This window comes from Citrobacter sp. Ca225, from assembly GCF_030337175.1.
Taxonomy (GTDB): Bacteria; Pseudomonadota; Gammaproteobacteria; order Enterobacterales; family Enterobacteriaceae; genus Citrobacter_A; species Citrobacter_A amalonaticus.
This window is the reverse complement of record NZ_JAOWCD010000097.1, coordinates 154,542-174,497: the sequence shown is the minus strand read 5'-3', so window position 1 is coordinate 174,497 and position 19,956 is coordinate 154,542. Positions and strand designations below refer to the sequence as shown.

General features: G+C 54.1%; 17 protein-coding genes. 1 reads left to right on the top strand and 16 read right to left on the bottom strand.

The features are described from left to right. From cpsG to OGW13_RS18600, 15 genes are all read right to left on the bottom strand, one after another. A partial coding sequence (gene cpsG, locus OGW13_RS18670) for a colanic acid biosynthesis phosphomannomutase CpsG (RefSeq protein ID WP_287116348.1) occupies window positions 1–1,274 on the bottom strand: 1,274 nt, incomplete at its 3' end. Window positions 1,275–1,467: 193 nt separating this feature from the next. Further along, window positions 1,468–2,904: a mannose-1-phosphate guanyltransferase gene (gene cpsB, locus OGW13_RS18665; protein ID WP_043000191.1), complete on the bottom strand. Its 1,437-nt coding sequence runs from the start codon at window positions 2,902–2,904 to the stop codon at window positions 1,468–1,470. A 3-nt stretch (window positions 2,905–2,907) separates the two neighbouring features. Next, window positions 2,908–4,131 (bottom strand): colanic acid biosynthesis fucosyltransferase WcaI, encoded by a 1,224-nt coding sequence (gene wcaI, locus OGW13_RS18660; protein ID WP_054176026.1) that lies wholly within the window; start codon window positions 4,129–4,131, stop codon window positions 2,908–2,910. Further along, the gene (locus OGW13_RS18655; RefSeq protein WP_044258703.1) at window positions 4,128–4,607 is read right to left on the bottom strand and encodes a GDP-mannose mannosyl hydrolase; all 480 of its coding nucleotides are present in this window, start codon (window positions 4,605–4,607) and stop codon (window positions 4,128–4,130) included. Before OGW13_RS18655 ends, wcaI begins: the two co-directional genes overlap by 4 nt. A 2-nt stretch (window positions 4,608–4,609) precedes the next feature. After that, window positions 4,610–5,575, bottom strand: a complete 966-nt coding sequence (fcl, locus tag OGW13_RS18650) for a GDP-L-fucose synthase (RefSeq protein ID WP_043000188.1) — start codon at window positions 5,573–5,575, stop codon at window positions 4,610–4,612. A gap of 2 nt (window positions 5,576–5,577) precedes the next feature. Then, window positions 5,578–6,699 carry a GDP-mannose 4,6-dehydratase gene (gene gmd / locus OGW13_RS18645; RefSeq protein WP_043000187.1) on the bottom strand — a complete coding sequence of 374 codons (1,122 nt, stop codon included), beginning with the start codon at window positions 6,697–6,699 and terminating at the stop codon, window positions 5,578–5,580. Between the two features lie 144 nt (window positions 6,700–6,843). Further along, window positions 6,844–7,389, bottom strand: a complete 546-nt coding sequence (gene wcaF, locus OGW13_RS18640) for a colanic acid biosynthesis acetyltransferase WcaF (RefSeq protein ID WP_287116350.1) — start codon at window positions 7,387–7,389, stop codon at window positions 6,844–6,846. 16 nt (window positions 7,390–7,405) lie between these two features. Further along, window positions 7,406–8,152 carry a colanic acid biosynthesis glycosyltransferase WcaE gene (wcaE, locus tag OGW13_RS18635; protein ID WP_043000185.1) on the bottom strand — a complete coding sequence of 249 codons (747 nt, stop codon included), beginning with the start codon at window positions 8,150–8,152 and terminating at the stop codon, window positions 7,406–7,408. Window positions 8,153–8,165: 13 nt separating this feature from the next. Continuing rightward, the gene (gene wcaD, locus OGW13_RS18630; RefSeq protein ID WP_043000184.1) at window positions 8,166–9,386 is read right to left on the bottom strand and encodes a colanic acid polymerase WcaD; all 1,221 of its coding nucleotides are present in this window, start codon (window positions 9,384–9,386) and stop codon (window positions 8,166–8,168) included. After that, window positions 9,361–10,578: a colanic acid biosynthesis glycosyltransferase WcaC gene (gene wcaC / locus OGW13_RS18625; RefSeq protein ID WP_287116347.1), complete on the bottom strand. Its 1,218-nt coding sequence runs from the start codon at window positions 10,576–10,578 to the stop codon at window positions 9,361–9,363. Before wcaC ends, wcaD begins: the two co-directional genes overlap by 26 nt. After that, complete coding sequence (gene wcaB, locus OGW13_RS18620) at window positions 10,575–11,063, bottom strand: colanic acid biosynthesis acetyltransferase WcaB (RefSeq protein ID WP_043000182.1); 489 nt, start codon at window positions 11,061–11,063, stop codon at window positions 10,575–10,577. The genes wcaC and wcaB overlap by 4 nt, the downstream gene beginning before the upstream one ends. Window positions 11,064–11,065: 2 nt before the next feature. Further along, entirely contained in the window at window positions 11,066–11,908 is an 843-nt protein-coding gene (gene wcaA / locus OGW13_RS18615; RefSeq protein ID WP_044258698.1) for a colanic acid biosynthesis glycosyltransferase WcaA, read from the bottom strand. Window positions 11,909–11,965: 57 nt separating this feature from the next. Further along, window positions 11,966–14,128, bottom strand: a complete 2,163-nt coding sequence (gene wzc / locus OGW13_RS18610) for a tyrosine-protein kinase Wzc (protein ID WP_043000180.1) — start codon at window positions 14,126–14,128, stop codon at window positions 11,966–11,968. Continuing rightward, window positions 14,128–14,574: a low molecular weight protein-tyrosine-phosphatase Wzb gene (gene wzb, locus OGW13_RS18605; RefSeq protein ID WP_043000179.1), complete on the bottom strand. Its 447-nt coding sequence runs from the start codon at window positions 14,572–14,574 to the stop codon at window positions 14,128–14,130. The genes wzc and wzb overlap by 1 nt, the downstream gene beginning before the upstream one ends. 5 nt (window positions 14,575–14,579) lie before the next feature. Then, window positions 14,580–15,716 (bottom strand): polysaccharide export protein, encoded by a 1,137-nt coding sequence (locus OGW13_RS18600; RefSeq protein ID WP_043000178.1) that lies wholly within the window; start codon window positions 15,714–15,716, stop codon window positions 14,580–14,582. A gap of 676 nt (window positions 15,717–16,392) precedes the next feature. On the opposite strand from OGW13_RS18600, the gene OGW13_RS18595 reads away from it, so the two are divergent. Next, window positions 16,393–17,976: a TerC family protein gene (locus tag OGW13_RS18595; protein ID WP_043000176.1), complete on the top strand. Its 1,584-nt coding sequence runs from the start codon at window positions 16,393–16,395 to the stop codon at window positions 17,974–17,976. A 110-nt stretch (window positions 17,977–18,086) separates the two neighbouring features. On the opposite strand, the gene asmA is transcribed toward OGW13_RS18595, so the two are convergent. Then, on the bottom strand, window positions 18,087–19,940 hold the full coding sequence (asmA, locus tag OGW13_RS18590; RefSeq protein WP_054176022.1) for an outer membrane assembly protein AsmA: 1,854 nt from the start codon (window positions 19,938–19,940) through the stop codon (window positions 18,087–18,089). Window positions 19,941–19,956: the final 16 nt, after the last annotated feature.

Genomic DNA, 19,956 nt, shown 5'->3' with positions numbered 1-19,956 from the left:
TTGGAGGAGCGCAGGTTGAAACGCCAGTCGACGAACGACATGCTGATCCCGTCGGTTCTGTCCACCGCCAGCGCCTCGCTGGCAAAGTGTTGTTCCACCCGAGAAATCGCTGCCGCCGGTTCCTCCAGCTTGCTGTTGATTTCGCCGCTCGCCGGGAATGCCGCCATCCGGTCTCGTACCAGTTCACCCAGTGACTGTCCCTTCAGACACACCAGTTCCGCCACCAGCAACCACGGGATCATTCCGCTGTCGCAGTAAGCAAAATCACGGAAATAGTGGTGGGCGCTCATCTCGCCGCCGTAGATGGCGTCTTCGTGGCGCATCCGCTCTTTAATGAAAGCGTGACCGGTTTTCGACATCACCGGCGTGCCGCCCGCCGCTTTCACCACATCCACCGTGTTCCAGGACAGACGCGGGTCGTGAATGATTTTGGCACCCGGCTGTTTTTCGAGGAACGCTTCCGCCAGCAGGCCGACAATGTAGTAACCCTCAATGAACTGGCCTTTCTCGTCGAACAGGAAGCAGCGGTCGAAATCACCGTCAAAGGCAATCCCCATATCCGCGCCATGTTCAATCACCGCATTGCGGGTATCGGCGCGACACTCCGGCAACAGCGGATTAGGAATGCCGTTCGGGAAGTTGCCGTCCGGGGTGTTATGCACTTTGATCAATTCTACCGGCACGCCCAGCGCCTGAAAGCGCGCGTCGATGGCGTCCACCACCGGGCCTGCCGCGCCGTTACCGGAGTTGATCACCAGCTTCAGCGGGGTGAGGTTTTTAACATTGATGTAGCCGAACAGATGGTCGATATAGGCATCACGCAGGGAGATTTGCTTATAGCTTCCGCGCTGCGCGGGGTTCACCGGCGGGAAGTCGTTGGCCTCGGCCAGACGCTGCACGTCACGCAGACCGGTATCGCCACTGATGGGACGAGCGCCTTCGCGCACCAGCTTCATGCCGTTGTAGTCCATCGGGTTGTGGCTGGCGGTGACTTCAATCCCGCCGTCCACGCCAAGGTGGAAAGTCGCGAAGTAGATCTCTTCGGTGCCTGACAGGCCGATATCCAGCACGTCAACGCCGGCATCCTGCAACCCTTTTGCCAGCGCCAGCTTCAGCGCCTCACTGGTCAGACGCACGTCGCCGCCCAGCACAATGGTTTTCGGCTTCAGAAATTCGCCGTAAGCGCGACCAATCCGCCACGCAATCTCTTCATTCAGCTCTTCGCCCAGCCTGCCGCGAATATCGTAGGCTTTGAAACAGGTTAATTTTGTCATGTTTTTACCCTTATTCAGGCAACAGTTGTCCCTCTCCGGACTGGAGATATTTTTTGTAAAGTACATAACCATTAGATTTCGCGTTGCAGGAAGGCGGCGACTGCGCGTATCCCCGGGAGCTTAGTCAACGAAGTGACCGGGGTGCGTAAAGGAAGCCAACGCATCTGCGGCGCGAAAGATGATGGTTAGGGCGTCACACCCGGCCGTAGCGATCCTCAAACCGCACCACATCATCCTCTTCGAGGTAAGAACCTGAGCGCACTTCAATCAGATCGAGTGGAATTTTCCCTGGGTTTTCCAGACAGTGGGTGGCTCCCAGCGGAATGTAGACAGACTCGTTTTCACCGAGCAGTTTGATCTCACCGTCAATGGTGACTTTGGCGGTACCCGCCACCACCACCCAGTGTTCGGCGCGGTGGTGGTGCATCTGTACCGACAGCCCTTCCCCTGGTTTCACGGTGATGCGTTTGACCTGATAGCGGTCACCGGCGTCGATGGAGTCATATTTCCCCCACGGACGGTACACTTCGCGGTGAATATGGTGTTCGTGGCGGCCATCGGCTTTGATTTGTTCAACCACTTTTTTGACGTCCTGCACCGCGTTACGGTCGGCAATCAGCACAGCGTCTTTGGTCTGCACCACCACCAGGTCTTTCACGCCGACGGTGGTCACCAGTCCCGATTCGGCATAGACGTAGCTGTTTTCCGTTTTATGGCTGATGACGTCGCCGTGATGGACGTTTCCCTCGGCGGTATGGGCGCTGATTTCCCACAGCGAGGACCAGGAGCCGACATCGCTCCAGCCCGCATCCATCGGCATCACCACCGCATCCGCCGTGCGTTCCATTACTGCGTAATCGACAGATTCTTCCGGACACGCCAGGAACGATGCTTCATCCACGCGGATGAAATCGAGATCCGGATCGACCACGCTCATCGCGTTTTCGCAGGCTTCCAGGATATCGGGACGGTATTTTTTCAGCTCTTCCAGATAGCGTCCGGCACGGAACAGGAACATCCCGCTGTTCCAGTAATAATCACCGCTGGCGACATAGGCCTGCGCTGTTTCCAGACTCGGTTTTTCCACAAACTGCGCAACGTCAAACGCCACGGCATCGTTAACGCCGGGGGTGACATCGCCACGACGGATATAGCCGTAGCCCGTTTCCGGCAGATCCGGAACGATACCAAACGTGACCAGCTTTCCGGCTTCGGCGTACGGCATTGCGTTGCGCACCGCGTCGCGAAAGGCCTCTTCGTTGGCAATCACGTGGTCTGCCGCCAACACCAGCATCAGCGGGTCGCAGTCCGGACTGTGACGTTTTGCCGCCAGTGCCGCTAATGCAATGGCCGGCGCGGTATTACGTCCCGCCGGTTCAAGAATAATGTTCTCCGTCAGTTTATTAAGCTGACGCAATTGCTCCGCGACGATAAAACGATGCTGCTCGTTGCAGATCACCACCGGACTTTCGCACTCCACGCCGTTAAGACGACAAATGGTCGTTTGCAGCATGGTGAGATCGCCTTTCAGGCACAAGAACTGCTTAGGATAAAGTACACGGGAAAGCGGCCATAAGCGGCTACCGGAGCCACCGGCCATCACAACCGGATAGAGTGTTGTCTGACTCATAATTTAATCCCGAATATCATTCATAAATTGACGTAGCACATTCTCTTTATCGAGCGTGCGTTCGGCATATTCACGTGCCACCGTGTTGTTTTTTGGCATGGTGAGCGCCATCGTTATCCCTGCCACCAGCGCATCGACCGATTCCGGCTCAACGCACACCGCAATGCCTGCATAGCGGTCGCAAAGCTGGCCGAGTTCCGTCTCCGGTTCTGCGGTAATCACCGCATTGCCGCCCACCGCCAGAATATTGGTCAGCTTGGAGGGCAGAACGGCATCCGCCGCCCCGCGTTTTTGCACCACCAGGTGGCAATCGCCCATCTTCAATAGCGCAGGTAGCGCCTCGTAAGGCTGCAACGGGAAAAACAGAACGTTGCGCAGACCGCGCTCGCGGGCCATTTTCTCCAGACGCGCTTTGCCGCCGCCCTGCCCGACGATAGCGAAAACCAGCGGCTGCTCACGCAGTTGTTCCGCCGCCGCAATCACGTTTTCCAGCCCTTGCTTCTCGCCGATATTGCCGGAGTAAAGAATGATTTTTTTGTCATCCGGCAAACCAAGCTGTTGGCGGAGTCTGATAACCTCGTCATCGTTAACATTCTGAAAACGGGCGACTTCTGACCAGTTAGGGAAGAAGATCACTTTCTCTGCCGCCACCCCTTTCGCCTGGGCTTTATTCATCATTGAGCGGGAGATGGTGGAGACATTGTCGACGTTATGCAGACCGCTACGCTCGAAAGCGGTCGCCAGCTGTGCCACTTTGCCGGTTTTACCGTTGCCTGCCAGACCGAGCCCCAGCATCGCATCGACTTCATAATCCTGAATGTGCAGCAGCGTGCGGGCGCCTGAGAGTTTCGCCAGCAGCCGCATTCCCGGCGTACAAAACAGCGTGGGCACCACGCCAATAATGCGATCCGGCTTCCAGCGACGCTGCGCCATCAGCGGGAAAAAGCTGCTGAGGGCGAAGCTGCCCAGATGCAGTAATCGTTTCAGTGTTGACGGCTGCTTTGGCACATACAGTGGGCAGCGCCAGACAGTGGCATCCCCCTCTTCCCGGCGATAGCGCCAGGCTGAATAGCGCTCGCCCACTTTCCACTGCGGGTAATACGGCGGCGCGGTGATAACCCGCACGTCATGGCCTTCGCGCGCCATCCACTCCACCATTTCACCGGTGTATTTACCGATGCCGGTTAATTCCGGTGAGTAGTTGATGCCATACACAAGGATCCTCATAATCCCAGCGCCTTAGCCTGACATTCCGGCAAAAAATACGCCCGACTGTTGTCATGGACGTTGTCGCTAGCCAGCAACGCCGCGGGCGTCAGCCAGCAGTAAGCGCCGTGCTGCGCGTCAGGCAGAGGCACATCATGCGCCTGCACCCGCAGACGGAAACCGAGCACGATGTAATGCGTTGAGAAGTCTTCACCGGAAAAGTTGTCGTCATAGAAATGCTGCCAGACGCCATAAAACTCCCCGGCAGACAGCGGCAAACGTAGCCCCAGTTCGGCTTCGGTCAGGCGTTCGAAGGCCGCACTCAGCGGCTCATCTTTTTGCACCCGGCCACCGGGCACGAACCAGAAGCCCTGCGCCGGTCGGTTCAGTCGTTTACCCAGCAGAAATTCCCCCTGCGCGTTTTCCACGATCAAATCGAGGGAGACAAGCGGCGTGGAACGCACGACGGTGGCAAAATCTTCCTGACGTAAAAACATGTTTACCCCCGGAACCGATGCTGATTCTCAAGGAACCACTGATATGTGCTGGCAAGGCCCGCTTCCAGTGAGATCTCGTGATACCAGCCCAGCTGATGCAAACGGGTCACATCCAGCAGTTTTCGCGGCGTACCGTCCGGCTTCGTCGCGTCAAACACCACGCGGCCCTTGTAGCCCACAACCTGAGCGATGGTCTGCGCCAGTTCGCGAATGGTGCAATCCACGCCCGTACCGACGTTAATGTGCGACAGCATCGGCTGGGTGTTCTCCTGCCAGACTTCGCTGTCCAGTTCCATCACGTGGATGCTGGCGGCGGCCATATCATCGACGTGCAGAAACTCACGCATCGGCGTCCCGCTGCCCCACACCACCACGTCCGCCGCATTCTGCATGGTCGCTTCGTGGAAACGACGCAGCAACGCCGGGATCACGTGCGAATTGCTCGGATGGAAGTTGTCATGTGGACCATACAGGTTGGTCGGCATCACGGAACGATAGTCGCGCCCGTACTGGCGGTTGTATGACTCGCACAGTTTGATACCGGCAATCTTGGCAATGGCATACGGCTCGTTGGTTGGTTCCAGCGTGCCCTGCAACAGTTCACTCTCCGCCATCGGCTGTTTTGCCAGTTTGGGATAGATACAGGACGAACCGAGGAACAGCAGCTTATTCACGTTATGCAGATGCGCGGCGTGAATGATGTTGCTTTCCATCATCATATTTTCAAAGATGAAATCGGCCGGATACGTGTTATTGGCAACAATACCGCCTACCTTCGCCGCCGCCAGATAAACCTGATCGATACGCTCAGTGGCAAAGAAATCCAGCACTGCCTTGCTGTCCAGCAGGTTCAGCTCATCGCGGGTGCGCAGCACCAGCTCCACATCACCACGCTGCGCAAGCTGGCGGGCAATCGCGGAACCCACCATTCCGCGATGACCAGCAATAAAAATACGTTGTTTGCTCATTCTCAAGACTCCAGCGCGATGGCAACCTCGTAGCCATGAGATTTCAGCAGGGAGTGTTTCTTCGCCGCTTCCAGATCTTTAGCGACCATCTCGGAGACCATTTCCTGCAACGTAATTTCCGGTTTCCAGCCCAGTTTCTCATGCGCTTTGCTCGGGTCACCCAGCAGAGTTTCCACTTCTGCCGGACGGAAGTAGCGCGGATCAACGGCCACAATCACATCACCCGGTTTCACGCCTGGCGCGTCATGACCGGTGACAGAAACCACAATCCCTTTCTCTTCCACGCCTTCGCCTTCAAAGCGCAGTTTGATCCCCAACTGGGCCGCCGCCATTTCGACGAACTGACGCACGGAGTACTGCACGCCGGTCGCGATCACGAAGTCTTCCGGCTGTTCCTGTTGCAGCATCATCCACTGCATTTTGACGTAGTCTTTCGCATGGCCCCAGTCACGCAGGGAATCCATGTTGCCGAGATACAGGCAGGACTCCAGCCCCTGAGCGATGTTAGCAATCGCGCGGGTGATTTTACGGGTGACGAAGGTTTCGCCACGACGCGGCGATTCATGGTTAAACAAGATGCCGTTACAGGCGTAGATACCATAGGATTCACGGTAGTTGACGGTGATCCAGTAGGCGTAAAGTTTGGCGACCGCATACGGCGAGCGCGGGTAGAATGGCGTGGTCTCTTTTTGCGGGATTTCCTGCACCAGACCGTACAGCTCAGAGGTCGATGCCTGATAGAAACGGGTTTTCTTTTCCAGACCGAGGAAGCGGATGGCTTCCAGCAGACGCAGCGTTCCCATCGCATCCACATCGGCGGTGTATTCCGGCGATTCGAAGGAAACCGCAACGTGGCTCATCGCACCCAGGTTGTAGACTTCATCCGGCTGCACTTCCTGCAGAATACGCGTCAGGTTGGAGGAGTCCGTCAGATCACCGTAGTGCAGATGGAATTTCGGGTTGCTCGCATGGGGATCCTGATAGATGTGATCCACGCGCTCGGTGTTAAATGAAGACGCACGACGCTTAATACCGTGAACCTCATAACCTTTTTCCAGCAGAAGTTCTGCCAGGTAAGAACCATCCTGCCCGGTAACGCCGGTAATGAGAGCGACTTTAGACATTTTATTACCTCTTAATTATCCCCTAAATCGTTCGGGTTATAGCAAGGCGGTGACGCCGCTTATCCAGGAGCTTACAGAAGTAAGTGACCGGATAATCAAGGAATGCCAACACCGCTACAACCCGAAACATGACGGGGAAACTGATTACTTTTCAACGCGTTCGCGTATCACAACTGCGGGATTGCCACGGCAAATCATATTTGCCGGTAGCGATTTAAAAACACTGCTGCGCGCACCAACGACAGTGCCATCGCCTATCGTTATGCCTGGCGCCACAAACACATCCGTTGCCAGCCAGCATTTATTGCCAATCACAATCGGGGTGGCGTTAATATCAAAATGCGCGCTGGTATGATCGTGACTGCCGGTACACAAATAGCTTTTCTGCGAAACCACCGCATGGGCACCAATCGTAATATCGCCGAGCGTATATAAATTGACGTCATCCCCTACCCAGGCATAATCACCAATGGTTAATTTCCACGGATAGGTAATTTTCACCGACGGTCGAATGACTACGTTTTTTCCTATTTTCGCGCCAAACAGACGGAGCAAAAAAGCGCGCCAGCGATATAACACCTGCGGTGACCAGGAAAATAATGTTGCCTGTACGGCCCACCACAATTGCACTTTAATTACATTTCCGCCGCGAAATCCTTTCGGTACGGAGAAACCACGTAAATCCTGCATCATTAATCCTTATATTTCAGGCTTTGTTATATAAGGCTTTCGTTTTACCTGTCGTACGTAAGCGTAATAGCTTCGATAATTCAGCCCAAAAACCCGGCACGCGTAATATCTGACGCTGCACTTTTTTGGCGTCTTCGCATAATTCCAGATTATTCGTCGTTGACACACCGCCCATTGAAAATTCAGAGACCAGACCGTCCAGTTTTTTAAAGTCATAACCTTCTTTATACAATCTGGCGGCCAGCGCATAATCCGATGACACTTTATATTGCAGGTCGTAGTGCCAGACTTTTAGTCCCGCCAGCGGGAAAAAGATCGCCTGATGGCTGGCCGGCAGACTGTGATAGATATACCAACCGGGTTTCGCGCTACGCTTCGTTTTATGACCATCGCCAAAATCGAGCAGCGCATCACCGGTAATCATCACGTCATCTTTTTGTGTCTGTAACTGACGTACAACGTGGGCGACATCCGGATGAAAGATATCGCCGGAGTTAAGGAACAGCGCGAACTTGCCACGCGCCATTTCAATGCCCTTGTTCATCGCATCATAGATGCCGTTATCCGGTTCGCTGACAAAACGTAAGTGGTAGTTACCGCAGAGGTTTTCCAGAAATTCTTGCGTACCGTCATTTGAACCGCCGTCCACCACGATCCACTCAAAGCGGATGTCGGTCGCCTTCGCCAGATGCGCCAGTGACGCATGGGTTTTGACGATGCCGTCCAGATTGCGAAACGCGACGGTGATAATACTGAGCAGCATAGAATTAACCTCATCATACTTTTGTCATATTCAGCGCCTTGCGCAAAATAAACGGACAAACGATTAAAAATGCATATTCCGGGCTAAATATCGAACCGGTAAAAAACAGTGACACCGGTGTAAAAAGATAAAGTTGCACCCGAAAATTCCGATTATCGCCAAATGCATTTAACGTCATTTTTAAGATTTTCCACATGTACCACAGCGTCATTAACACCGCGAACCAGGAAAAATAAATAATCAGCAGATACAAACCATTGTCTATTGTTTTCCCGACATCTGCACCGTTAAAGATTCCGAATGATGCGACATATTCGTAAAGTGAGCCAAATCTGACGACGCCATCAATATGGGTTAAAGAATAACCGACCATCACTAACGGACCGACAATACGATAATAAGAAGACGACCCTTCCGTTCCTAAATCTCCAAGACGTGTGGAGATATAAGGAAATGCAAATATCACCCCTACTAAAAACACGGCTAATGAGATTATCGCCAGCGGCAGTTTTTTCTTTATCGCATCCTTATTCAGATACTGGAACGCCCATTCCAGCAGGTAAAACAGGATAAATGTCATTACCCCTGAAAACGATCCTGATAATATTATCCCTGCCAGAATCATAGCATCGGTTTTAGGCGTTTTGATACCAAACTGTTTGATGCTGAGCCAAATTGAGATTAAGGCCAGAGCAAAAAATGCCGGTTCGAAATAGAGCGCGGTGGTTCGCTTGCCGCCAAATTTAATAAAATTCAACACATAGCTATTGCTGTAAATAAGGTACTTCGAAATGCTTTCCATCAGGCTACTGCCGCCGGTCAGGATAATTTGCGCCATTTCCGCCGCCGCCAGCACCACCACCAACGCCACTACCAGATAGAAAAAGCGCAGGATCTTACGGTAGTTATGCGGCGAGATGGTTTTGAAGCGAATGCTCCAGACCATACCGATAATGATCACGATATAGACAAACAGCATCGTCGAGGTGACGTATTTGCTGGCGTCCAGAGACTGACCGAACAGATAGTTAAACGCCGTCAGCCCTGCACCAATCCCTAATGCAATCATCAGCTTCTTAATGCTGATTCGTTCAACGTACAGCAGCAATAAAACGGGTAAAAAAGTGACAATAGTGATGGGGAAACTTTCGCCCAGTTGGGCAATTTTGACGTTGACCAGCAGGTAGATCAGCGGCAGCAGCAGATAGCTACAGATTCTGATAGAACGAGACATATTCCTCCAGCATCTGTTGACCACTGTACGCCGCACGACTGCGCTCGCGGAAGGCGCTGAGCGAGGTACCAAAAACCGTCTGCGCGATGTCAGTTTTGTTCATCTGCACCAGTGACAGCACCTCTTCAGCGGCAAACGTTTTTCCGCCCGCCTTGCGCAGGACTTCCTGCGCCGCGTCGCTGTGGGTGGCGATCACCGGCACGCCGATTGACAACGCTTCACATAAAATCAGTGGATAGTTATCCACGCGGGAGCTGAACACCAGCGCGTCCATCTGGTTGAGCGCGCTCATCAGTTTGCGTTTGTCAGTTTCGAAGCCGTGATTCACCACGTTTGCCCCGTCAAACGGCGAGAATTTGCCAAAGGTATGCAGTTCAACCTTATCGCCCAGCGCTATCATGTCGCGCACCAGACACTGATTGGTTTTTCCGTCATAGCGAAGGTCATGAGCCACAATCGCAATTTTCGGTTTCCCCGGGGTCTCATTGACCGGAGACAATTCTGCCAGAATCGCTTCGGTCGCCACATCGATCCCATTATTGATAATGCGGCAGCGCCCCGCGCCGTACAGGCTGTTAAACGCATCGGCAACGTGTTGGCTTGGAGAGATAAACTGGCAACCCAGCGTCAGCATCTGGCGGAACAGTTGGCGTTTTCCGTCGACCAGGTTATGCGCGCGGTCAACGTTCACCGGCGGATAATTACTCAGCGTCGGGCATTTCTGGCAGCCGGTTTTCCACCCCTCGCAGCCGTCGGTAAAGGCGCAGCGCCCGGTCACACTCCAGTGATCGTGCAGTGTCCAGACCAGCGTGACGTCCGGCTTGTGGTTTTTCACCTTTTCGCAGAACGCTACCACGTCAGCCAGATTCAACCAGTAGCTGTGCAGAACGTGAAAATGCAGCACCAGCGGGCCTGACGTGCGGGTCACGGTACGATAGAGATTGTTCAGATTGCCAAACAGATCGCGATTGAACAGGCGAAACAGGGCGATATTAGCCACTGATGTCAGACGCGGCGTCTGTTTGATGACATGAGGATAGTGGCTATGGCTGACGCTCTTTTTCCCGCCCTTGCCGTAGCCGTAAATAAATTGCGAAGTCAGCCCTTTTTGCAGTGCGCGCTGATGCAGATCTAATGCCACTCCAGCCGCACCACCTTCCGCCAGTCGCACATTAAATTGCACAATATTCATTTAATTACCTTCACCCGGGCCTTCTCGCCCACCACCAGCGCATTGTCCGGGATGCTGTCGAGCACCACGCTGCCTGCGCCAATCGTCACGTTATTTCCGATGCGGATGTCACCCAGCACAATCACATTGGCACCCAGTTCCACACCGTTGCCTATCACCGGACAGGCCAGGCTGTCAGCACCACGATTGCCGATAGTGACGCCATGACGAACCGTGAAATCGTCACCGGCCACCACGTTTTTGTTAATCACCACGGCGTAACCATGATGAATGGTGAAGCGCCGTCCGATGGTGGCCGCCGCCTGGATTTCATAGCCGAACAGGCATTCGGTTATCAGCCGATACAGCACCAGCACCGGCGCGGCCCACAGATTGTTCAGCACGTTTTTTTTGCGCCAGACGGAGCAGAAATGAGCAACCCGGTAGGCCAGCACCATGCAGCACGGGCGCAGGCTCCAGCTGTTAGCACGGATATCTTCCAGCATGCTTAACGTCCTCGCAGCCCGTCAGCCAGACGCTTGCCGTTGCGCAGTGAAAACAGCGTCAGCAACGTGCGCCAGGTCATGCGCTTATTGCGGATCTGGTAGAGCGTAAACAGCTGATATTTCTTACTGGCGCGGTCAAATTTATCTTTATGCTTGCGGTAAAAATGGAAGTAGCCAGAGAATTTCTTCGGCGACGAGGTGATCTGCATTTCGCCATGATTAACGTGCAGGATCTGCGTCGCCTCCTCCACCTTCCACGGTTCGCCATACTCCACCACCATCCGCAGAAAGATGTCGTAATCCTGCGCGGCTTTCAGTTCGGTATCAAACAGGCACTCTTTAAACCGCCACGCCCAGGTAAAGACCTGATTGCCAATGATGTTGCGTTTATAGAACAGGTGGCGCGAGTAAGGGGATTTCGGATACAGCGGCAGGCTCGCCGGCTGCGAGTAAACTTCGCCTTCGCAGACATAATCGTTGGCGTACAAAAAAGCGTGAGTCACCAGTTGATGTTTATGGGCAAGGAACACGCTCAAACGGTTTGGCGTCCACTCATCATCATCATCAATACCGGTGATGTAATGCCCTTGCGCCTGGACGATGGCCTGATTACGCACCGCGCAGGCGCCAGAGTTGATCTCATTATGGGTGTAACGTACGCGCGGGTCGTTTAATCCCTCAACAAACTGCTGTAGCTGTTCATAAGAGGAAGAGCAATCATCAACAATGATCATCTCCCAGTGGGGATAGTCCTGACGCAGCACCGATTTAATTGCCCGAATGGCGAGCTGCTGCCGGTTCCAGGTTGGCATATAAATGGAGATCAGCGGATTTTCTGTATTCATGCTCTTTTCCCAGGAAGTGATGCCGGAGGGCCCAACGTGTAGGCCACTCACGATTTTTTATTTTGTGTCGGACTTGTATTCGTACTCGTAGTACCCGTAATCCTGATACCCGGTGGCGCGCCGGAAGATGGAGTTGAGGATCACCCCTTTCACCTGAATGCCGTTTTGCTCAAAACGGCTCAGGCTGGTTTCCACCTCTTTCAGGGTATTGACGGCATAGCGAGCGACCATCAACGTCGTGCCTGCGTGACGTCCGACAATCGCGGCGTCGGTGACGGCCAGGATTGGCGGCGTATCGATCAGCACTAGGTCATAGTGGCTACTCGCCCAACGCAGCAGTTCAGCAAAGCGTTCGCTCATCAGCAGCTCAGACGGGTTTGGCGGTACCTGACCGCGCGGTACAAGGTCAAAATTAGGAATGGACGTCGGTTTCGCGCAGGAGGCGATATCCCCTTTGCCGACCAGAATCTCGGACAGACCGTTGACGTTATTGGTGCCGAGCAGTTCGTGGGTATAGCCTTTACGCATATCGCAGTCGATCAGCAGTACACGCTTGTTGGTCTGGCTGATCACCGCCGCAAGGTTGGCGCAGACAAAGGTCTTCCCGATAGACGGGCTAACCCCGGTGAGCATCAGGACATTGTTTTGTGCCTGCATCATGGCGAAGTGGAGGCTGGTGCGCAGGCTGCGCACGGCTTCAATCGCCAGATCGGTCGGGTTACCCACTGCCAGCAGTTGACTCTGCTTGTAACGCTTAACACCCTTAATGGTCTTGACGCTATCCCGCGCTTTCTGCCATTCCGACAGCGGAATGCTGGCGTATACGCTGATGCCATTCTCTTCCAGCACCTGCGGGCTTTCGATACCGCGGTTGAGCAGTGAACGCAGCAGCACGCCAACGATAGAGAGCATCAGGCCCAGAATGATGCTGCCGAGAATGATCAGCGCTTTCTTCGGCTTCAGCACGCCAGGCTGGGCAATGGCCGGGTCAACGATCCGCACGTCACCCACGGTGCTGGCCTCGGTGATCTTCAGCTCCTGCTGTTTGTTCAGCAATTGCATATAGACCTGCTGACCCGACTCAACGTCACGCGTCAGGCGCACAATCTCCTGCTGCGTTTTCGGCATCGCCGTCACGCGCCCGTTCAGTTTGGCTTTTTCATCTTCCAGCGCCTGACGTTTTTCCAGCAGCGTGCGGTACGCCGGGTGCGCTTTGGTGAAGAGTTTCGAGATTTCCGCTTCTTTAAAGGTCAGTTCGTTAAGCTGCGCATCAATGTTAACCATTGAGTCCAGCACGGCTTTCGCTTCCAGCGGCAAATCGACGGAGTCTTTATCCTGACGAAACGCATTGAGTTTATTCTCTGCCACGTCCAGATGCTGGCGCACTTCCGGCAGCTGTTTCGCCAGGAAGGCCAGGCTTTTCGCCGCCTCGGCAGATTTGCGCTCAACGTTCTGTTCCAGATAATTTCGGGTAATGCTGTTGAGAATGTCGCGGATCTGATCGCGGTCTTCGCCAGTAAAGCTCAGGCTGAGCACGCCGGTATCTTTGCCGTTTTCGACTACCGTCAGGTTGTTTTGCAGGTTATTGATCATCCCCAACGTGGAGAATTTGGTGACAGTAAATTCCGTGTCCGGTCGAGCATGAATTTCACTGACTACTATCGTGACGCCGTCTTTGCTCAGCGTCTGCCCGACCTGTCCGCGCGCGCTGAAGCCGCCGTCGCTGGTCAGTTGGTAGTCTTTGTCACTCAGCACCGTCAGGGTGAAGGTCTGTTCGTTCATCCCTTTCGGCAGGGTAAAGGTGGTGACTTTTGCCGATTCATTCTGTCGCCCCATCAGCCGTTCCCAGCCCGCGCCAAACAGCGGGAAGGTGTTTTTGGTGACCGAAATATCCAGATCCAGATCGTCCACCGTTTTGCCTAATACCAGACGCGACTGGATGAGCTGAATTTCCGCTTCCGAAGCCGGCGGCTTGTTGGATAACGCAGAGCCGATATCCTGCACCAGCGAGTTGCCGGTGTTTTGTTCAATCTGTACCAGCGCATCCGCACTGTAGATAGGCGTGGCGAAGAGTGTGTAAATCACCGCGCATAGCGCAAAGACCGCCGTAATGCCCAGCACCCACCAGCGCGCTTCAATAACGGTTCCCACCAGACGACCGATATCGATCTCATCATTGCCCGTTACCGGTGCGGCAGACTGTTTTACTTTTTCTGTCATTATTTTACCTGCTCTGCGTTCAATGCCTGCGCCCACTGGCGAGCAGACCGTTCAAGTAAGGCGTACACCGCTTCAAACGCCTCACGGCTTTTACGATACGGGTCGGGAATTTCGCGTTCATCGTCCCAGTGCCCGAAAAGCATGACCTTGCCACGCATCTCGGGCGCCAGTTCGTGCAGAGAGGCGATATGTCTTTTTTCCATCGCCAGGATCAGGTCATAGTCCCGGCACAGCCGCCCGGTGACCTGACGCGCGCAGTGTCCTTCCAGAGAAAGATCATGACTTGCCGCCACGCTCACCGCTGAAGCGTCAGCGCCTTTTCCCACCAGCGCGCCCAGACCGGCGGATTCCACCGTTATCTGCGGGTGATATTGTTTAAGCAAACGCTCTGCCGTCGGGGAACGGCAAATGTTTCCCACGCAAACCACTAATATTTTGTTAAACATGACGATTACCAGTTATGAAGGTCGCTGGCCGTATCCGTCATGTAACGGACACCGCTGATGGTCGGCAGCAACTGATTGATCAGACGGTTCCAGCGCGCGACCGGTGCGGTGGTGACATACACCACGTCATACGGCTGCAGACGGAATTCCGTCGCCATGACCAGAGAGGTCGCATCAGACATATCAAGCTGATAGATGTTGGCAATCTTGCCGCCAGGGCCTTTGCCTTTCAGCGGACGGATCACGAAGATGCCGCTGGCGTTGGAGGTGGTCAGATCGATGCCTTCGGCGTTACCCAGCGCTTCGGTCAGCGTCATGCCGCTGAAGTCCATTTTGAGGGTGCTCTGTTTTTTCACTTCACCCATCACGAACACTTTCAGGTCGTCATTGCGCGGCACATAGAGAATATCGCCGGGATAAAGCAGACGGTTCTGGCTGAGATCGCCGTTTTGCATCAGCGCCTGCAGTGAAATGCGTTGTTCTTTGCCTTTGTGCGTCAGCACCACATTGCGCCAGTCAGCCACTTCCGTCAGGCCGCCGGCGGCGTTAATGGCGTCCAGCACGGTCAACGGCACGTTGGTGATCGCCTGCTGCCCGGATTTATTCACCTGCCCGGAGATGTAGGCTTTTTGCGAACGGAAAGCGGCGATATTAACGTCCACCTGCGGGTCAGCAATGTACTTCGCTAAGCGCCCGGTAATATCACTACGGATTTCTGCCAGGGTTTTTCCGACCACGCTGACCTTGCCGATGTACGGGTAAAACATGGTGCCATCGGGCTGAACCCAGTTACCGGTATCGCTGGAGCTACGGTATTGGCCCGCAGGCGTAGTGAGTTCCGGGTGATCCCAGACGGTCACGCTCAGCACATCCCCTGCCCCGACACGGTACTCATAGCTGGCGAGCTCCTGGTCCAGCGACATATTCGGCTGGGCGACATTCGGGCGCGGGCGTAATTGTTCTACCAGTCGTGGCGTGAGTGGATACACGTTCACCATCCGGTCGAGATCAAAGTCAGCGTCTTGCTGTTTAATCACGTCTTTGCCCATCGTAGACATATTGCTGCCCGGAAGTACTGTGCAACCGCTTATCAAGGTTACCGACACCAATAATGGCATCAATTTCATTTTGGATTTCATCATTGATTATTTATCACTTTGGCAGAGTAATTATCCTGTGCAATTTAAATAGCGACTTCGCCGTACACATTTACATTGCAGTTAATTGAAAAGAAATTTAACTGGCATCAGTCCTAAAAAAATTGAATTCATCCGTAAGCTATTGACAGAATAATGCAGACTCGTCATCAGGCGTTCAGGCACGCTACCGCCCCTGGCTTTTTAGCTACCAATACACTGATTAGGTTATGTTTTTATAAGCCTTGTTATTTCACTGTTTGTCGTAACAGAGAAAATGTTAAGGCATTCTGAATGTCAGCCATTAATGAACCGGAACCCCACGTAATATATTTACTCGTCCATCATTAACGCTGGAAGAATTGTTACAGCTAACGTAATTGCAGGCAAGGTAACACGCCTGCTATTCTCTGTTTTTAAGATTAATATTAAGCGATATATTGGCCAGATTTTAGGAATTACTTGATGTTGACAGAATCTATTTCCTCTATTCACCCTGCGATATTTCCTAAATAGCTTTTTGCCATATTTAATTATTCCCGACAGAAACTTTATGGTTATTTTCAGCGCAATCAGCAAGGTGAATACATGAGAAATCCCCTCTCGCCATTGCATTTTCCGTCCGCTTTATCCATGATCGAATTGTGACAATTGTCATATAACGAAAGGTATTACATTTACTATGGAATGGATCGCCGATCCGTCAATCTGGGCCGGACTGGTCACGCTGGTCGTGATCGAATTAGTCCTCGGCATTGATAACTTAGTCTTTATTGCCATCCTCGCAGAGAAACTGCCGCCTGCGCAGCGCGACCGTGCGCGCGTGACCGGGCTTATCCTGGCAATGCTGATGCGTCTGCTGCTGCTGGCATCAATCTCGTGGCTGGTCACGCTGACCAAACCGCTGTTTAGCGTGCACGGTCTAAGCTTTAGCGCCCGCGATTTGATCATGTTGTTTGGGGGCTTCTTCCTGCTGTTTAAAGCCACAATGGAGCTGAACGAACGGCTCGAAGGGAAAGACAGCAACAACCCCACTCAGCGTAAAGGGGCGAAATTCTGGGGTGTGGTGGCGCAAATTGTGGTGCTGGATGCCATCTTCTCGCTCGACTCCGTGATCACCGCCGTCGGTATGGTGGATCACCTGGCGGTGATGATGGCGGCGGTGATTATTGCCATCAGCCTGATGCTACTGGCGAGTAAGTCGCTCACCCGCTTTGTGAACAGCCACCCGACCATTGTCATCCTCTGTCTCAGCTTCCTGCTGATGATCGGCTTCAGTCTGGTGGCGGAAGGCTTCGGCTTCCGGATCCCGAAAGGGTATCTGTACGCCGCCATTGGCTTCTCGGTGATGATCGAAGCGTTGAACCAGTTGGCTATCTTTAACCGTCGTCGTTTCCTGTCGGCCAATCACACCCTGCGCCAACGGACGACCGAGGCGGTAATGCGTCTGTTGAGCGGCCAGAAAGAAGAAGCCGAACTGGATGCGGAAACCGCCTCGCTGCTGGTTGACCATGACGACAGCCAGATTTTCAACCCGCAAGAGCGTCGAATGATTGAGCGCGTACTCAACCTCAATCAGCGCACGGTCAGCAGTATTATGACCTCGCGCCATGACATCGAGCATATCGACCTCACCGCGCCGGAAGAAGAGATTCGCTCGCTGCTGGAAAAAAACCAGCATACGCGCCTGGTGGTGACCGGTGGTCACGATGAGGAAGATCTGCTGGGCGTGGTGCACGTGATTGACCTGCTGCAGCAGTCGCTGCGCGGTGAACCGCTGAACCTGCGGGTATTGATTCGTCAGCCGCTGGTGTTCCCGGAAACGCTACCTCTGCTTCCGGCGCTGGAACAGTTCCGCAATGCGCGAACGCACTTTGCTTTTGTCGTCGATGAATTCGGCTCAGTGGAAGGGATCGTGACGCTCAGTGACGTCACGGAAACCATTGCCGGTAATCTGCCGAACGAGGCGGAAGAGATAGATGCCCGCCATGACATCCAGAAAAACCCGGACGGCTCATGGACCGTCAACGGCCACATGCCGCTGGAAGATCTGGTGCAATATGTCCCGCTGCCGCTTGATGAAAAACGGGAATATCACACCATTGCGGGTCTGCTGATGGAAGAATTGCAGCGCGTGCCAAAGCCGGGAGAAGAAGTCCAGGTGGGCGATTTCCTGCTAAAAACGTTGCAGGTGGAAAGCCATCGGGTACAGAAGGTTCAAATTATGCCTTTACGCAATGAGGATGAGATGGATTACGAGGTTTAATATGAAACAATGCCGGGTGACGAATGTGCCGCCCGGCATATGGCCATTATCCGTTTCCAGGCCGGATTAAGACGCGAAGCGTCGCCATCCGGCACACACGCCCTACCGAATCAGAGTTTATCCAGCAGCTTCTTCACATCTTTGCCGTTGCGGGAATCTTTATTTCGCTCCGCCCAGTCGTTCAGACGACGCTTCGCTTCATCCTGCATATGCTTACGCAGTAATTGATCCACCTGCAGATTGTAATTCAGCGCCTGCCAGTTACCGTAAACCCGCAGCGGAACCGGAGTCGCCTTCAGGAAATCGATCAGCTTGCTTTCGCCCTTCCAGCCATCCAGCACCCGCACGTTAAACTGCGTATCACAGGTTTGCCCGACCAGGTCGAGCGTCCCCTGCCCCGTCAGGGACAGCATTGCGGACTCGCCTGCCATGTTATCCAGCGTCAGTTTACCGTGATCCAGCGTCAGGTCCGTGACAAAGCGGGCCAGACGCGTCGCGTTATCAACGCTTTGCATCGACTGTACATCGCCGCCGCTGCGTTCCACGGCCTGCTGAATCAACTGCTGGAAGTTCATGCCCTCCATCCGCGTGTCGCGCATGTCAACATGGGCTTTCCCCTGCCAGCTGTGACGGAATGACTGGGCATCGATATCCGCACCGGAAAAATCTCCCGCCAGCGACATCTTGCCGGTCAGGGCAATCGGATAGTTGAATGCCTTGAGGATCGTACCGATTTCGACGTCGTCCAGACGCGGCTGGAATACCACTTGTGGCGTTTGCGCACGCGTATCCAGCGTCCCCGGCAGCGATATCATCCCGCCATCGAGTTTGCCTTGCAGTTCGGCGATCGTCAGCACATCGGACTGATTCGTCATACGGCTACTGACGTCGGTAAAATTCATCCCACGCCATGTCACGTTATCCGCTTTCAGCGCGATATCGGCACTAAAGCCTTTCAGCCCCTGATAGGCGGGTTCATCCACACGACTTGAAATCACCGGACGCGCCAGCGGCGGCTGACTTCCCCCCTGCGCCACCGCGCCGTTGGCGCTGCTGGCATTTTCGGGCGGCGCTAACAGGTTATCCAGATTCAGGCGGGCAAATTGCAGGTTGACGAGCCATGCCGGTTGTTCCTTCAGCGTCACCTGCACGTTTCCGGTCAGGGCGCTGTCGTTCGCCGTCACATTGAGTTGGCTGAAGGTGAGCGTTTTCTTCTCTTCCTGCCACTGCGCCTGCAGTTGTCCCTGCCCCTGGATGCCCTGTTTCGGCAGATCGGCGCCCTGCAACTGCCAGCTTAACTGTTGAATACCCGCGGTGAAGTTATGCGGATAGTCGGAAGCGTCAACGGTACCGTTGAAAGCAAGGGTAAGGTCGCGCTGGTCGCGATTCACCCGGCCTGAAAATTCGAAGGTGCCGCGATGCTGTGCATCCTGCTCCATCTGCAGACGAATATCGCGAACGGTTACCTGTTCATCATCTTCATGCTGAAAGACCAGTACGCTGTCCGCTACACGCAGACTGGCGACATCAAACGACCAACCGCGATCTTCGGCAACATCTGGCAAGGTGTTGTCTTTCGGGGCCACCGGGGCGTTTTCACGGCGTACCGCTTCCGTTTGCGGCGTTAGCTGAATCACTGCGCCTTTGAGCATCACCTGTTTGACACTGAGCTGATGGCTCAGCAGCGGCCACAGTGCGACATCCAGACGCATATTATCCGCACGAACCAGGGGTTCAGCGGCCCCTTCTGCCGTTAACACCATACGCCCGGAGAGGATGCTGAGTTGCGGCCAGACGTGCCAGCGCAGTGGGCCGTCCAGTTGCAGTTGATAACCGCTTCGCGCAGCCACCTGTTGCACCATATAAGCGCGGAAATCATTCGGATTGACTAACAATACTAACGCGGAGAAGCCGGCCACCAACACGACCAGCAAAATCATCAGCGTCGTCAGAAATCGTCTCATGCTATCCTCAATGGAG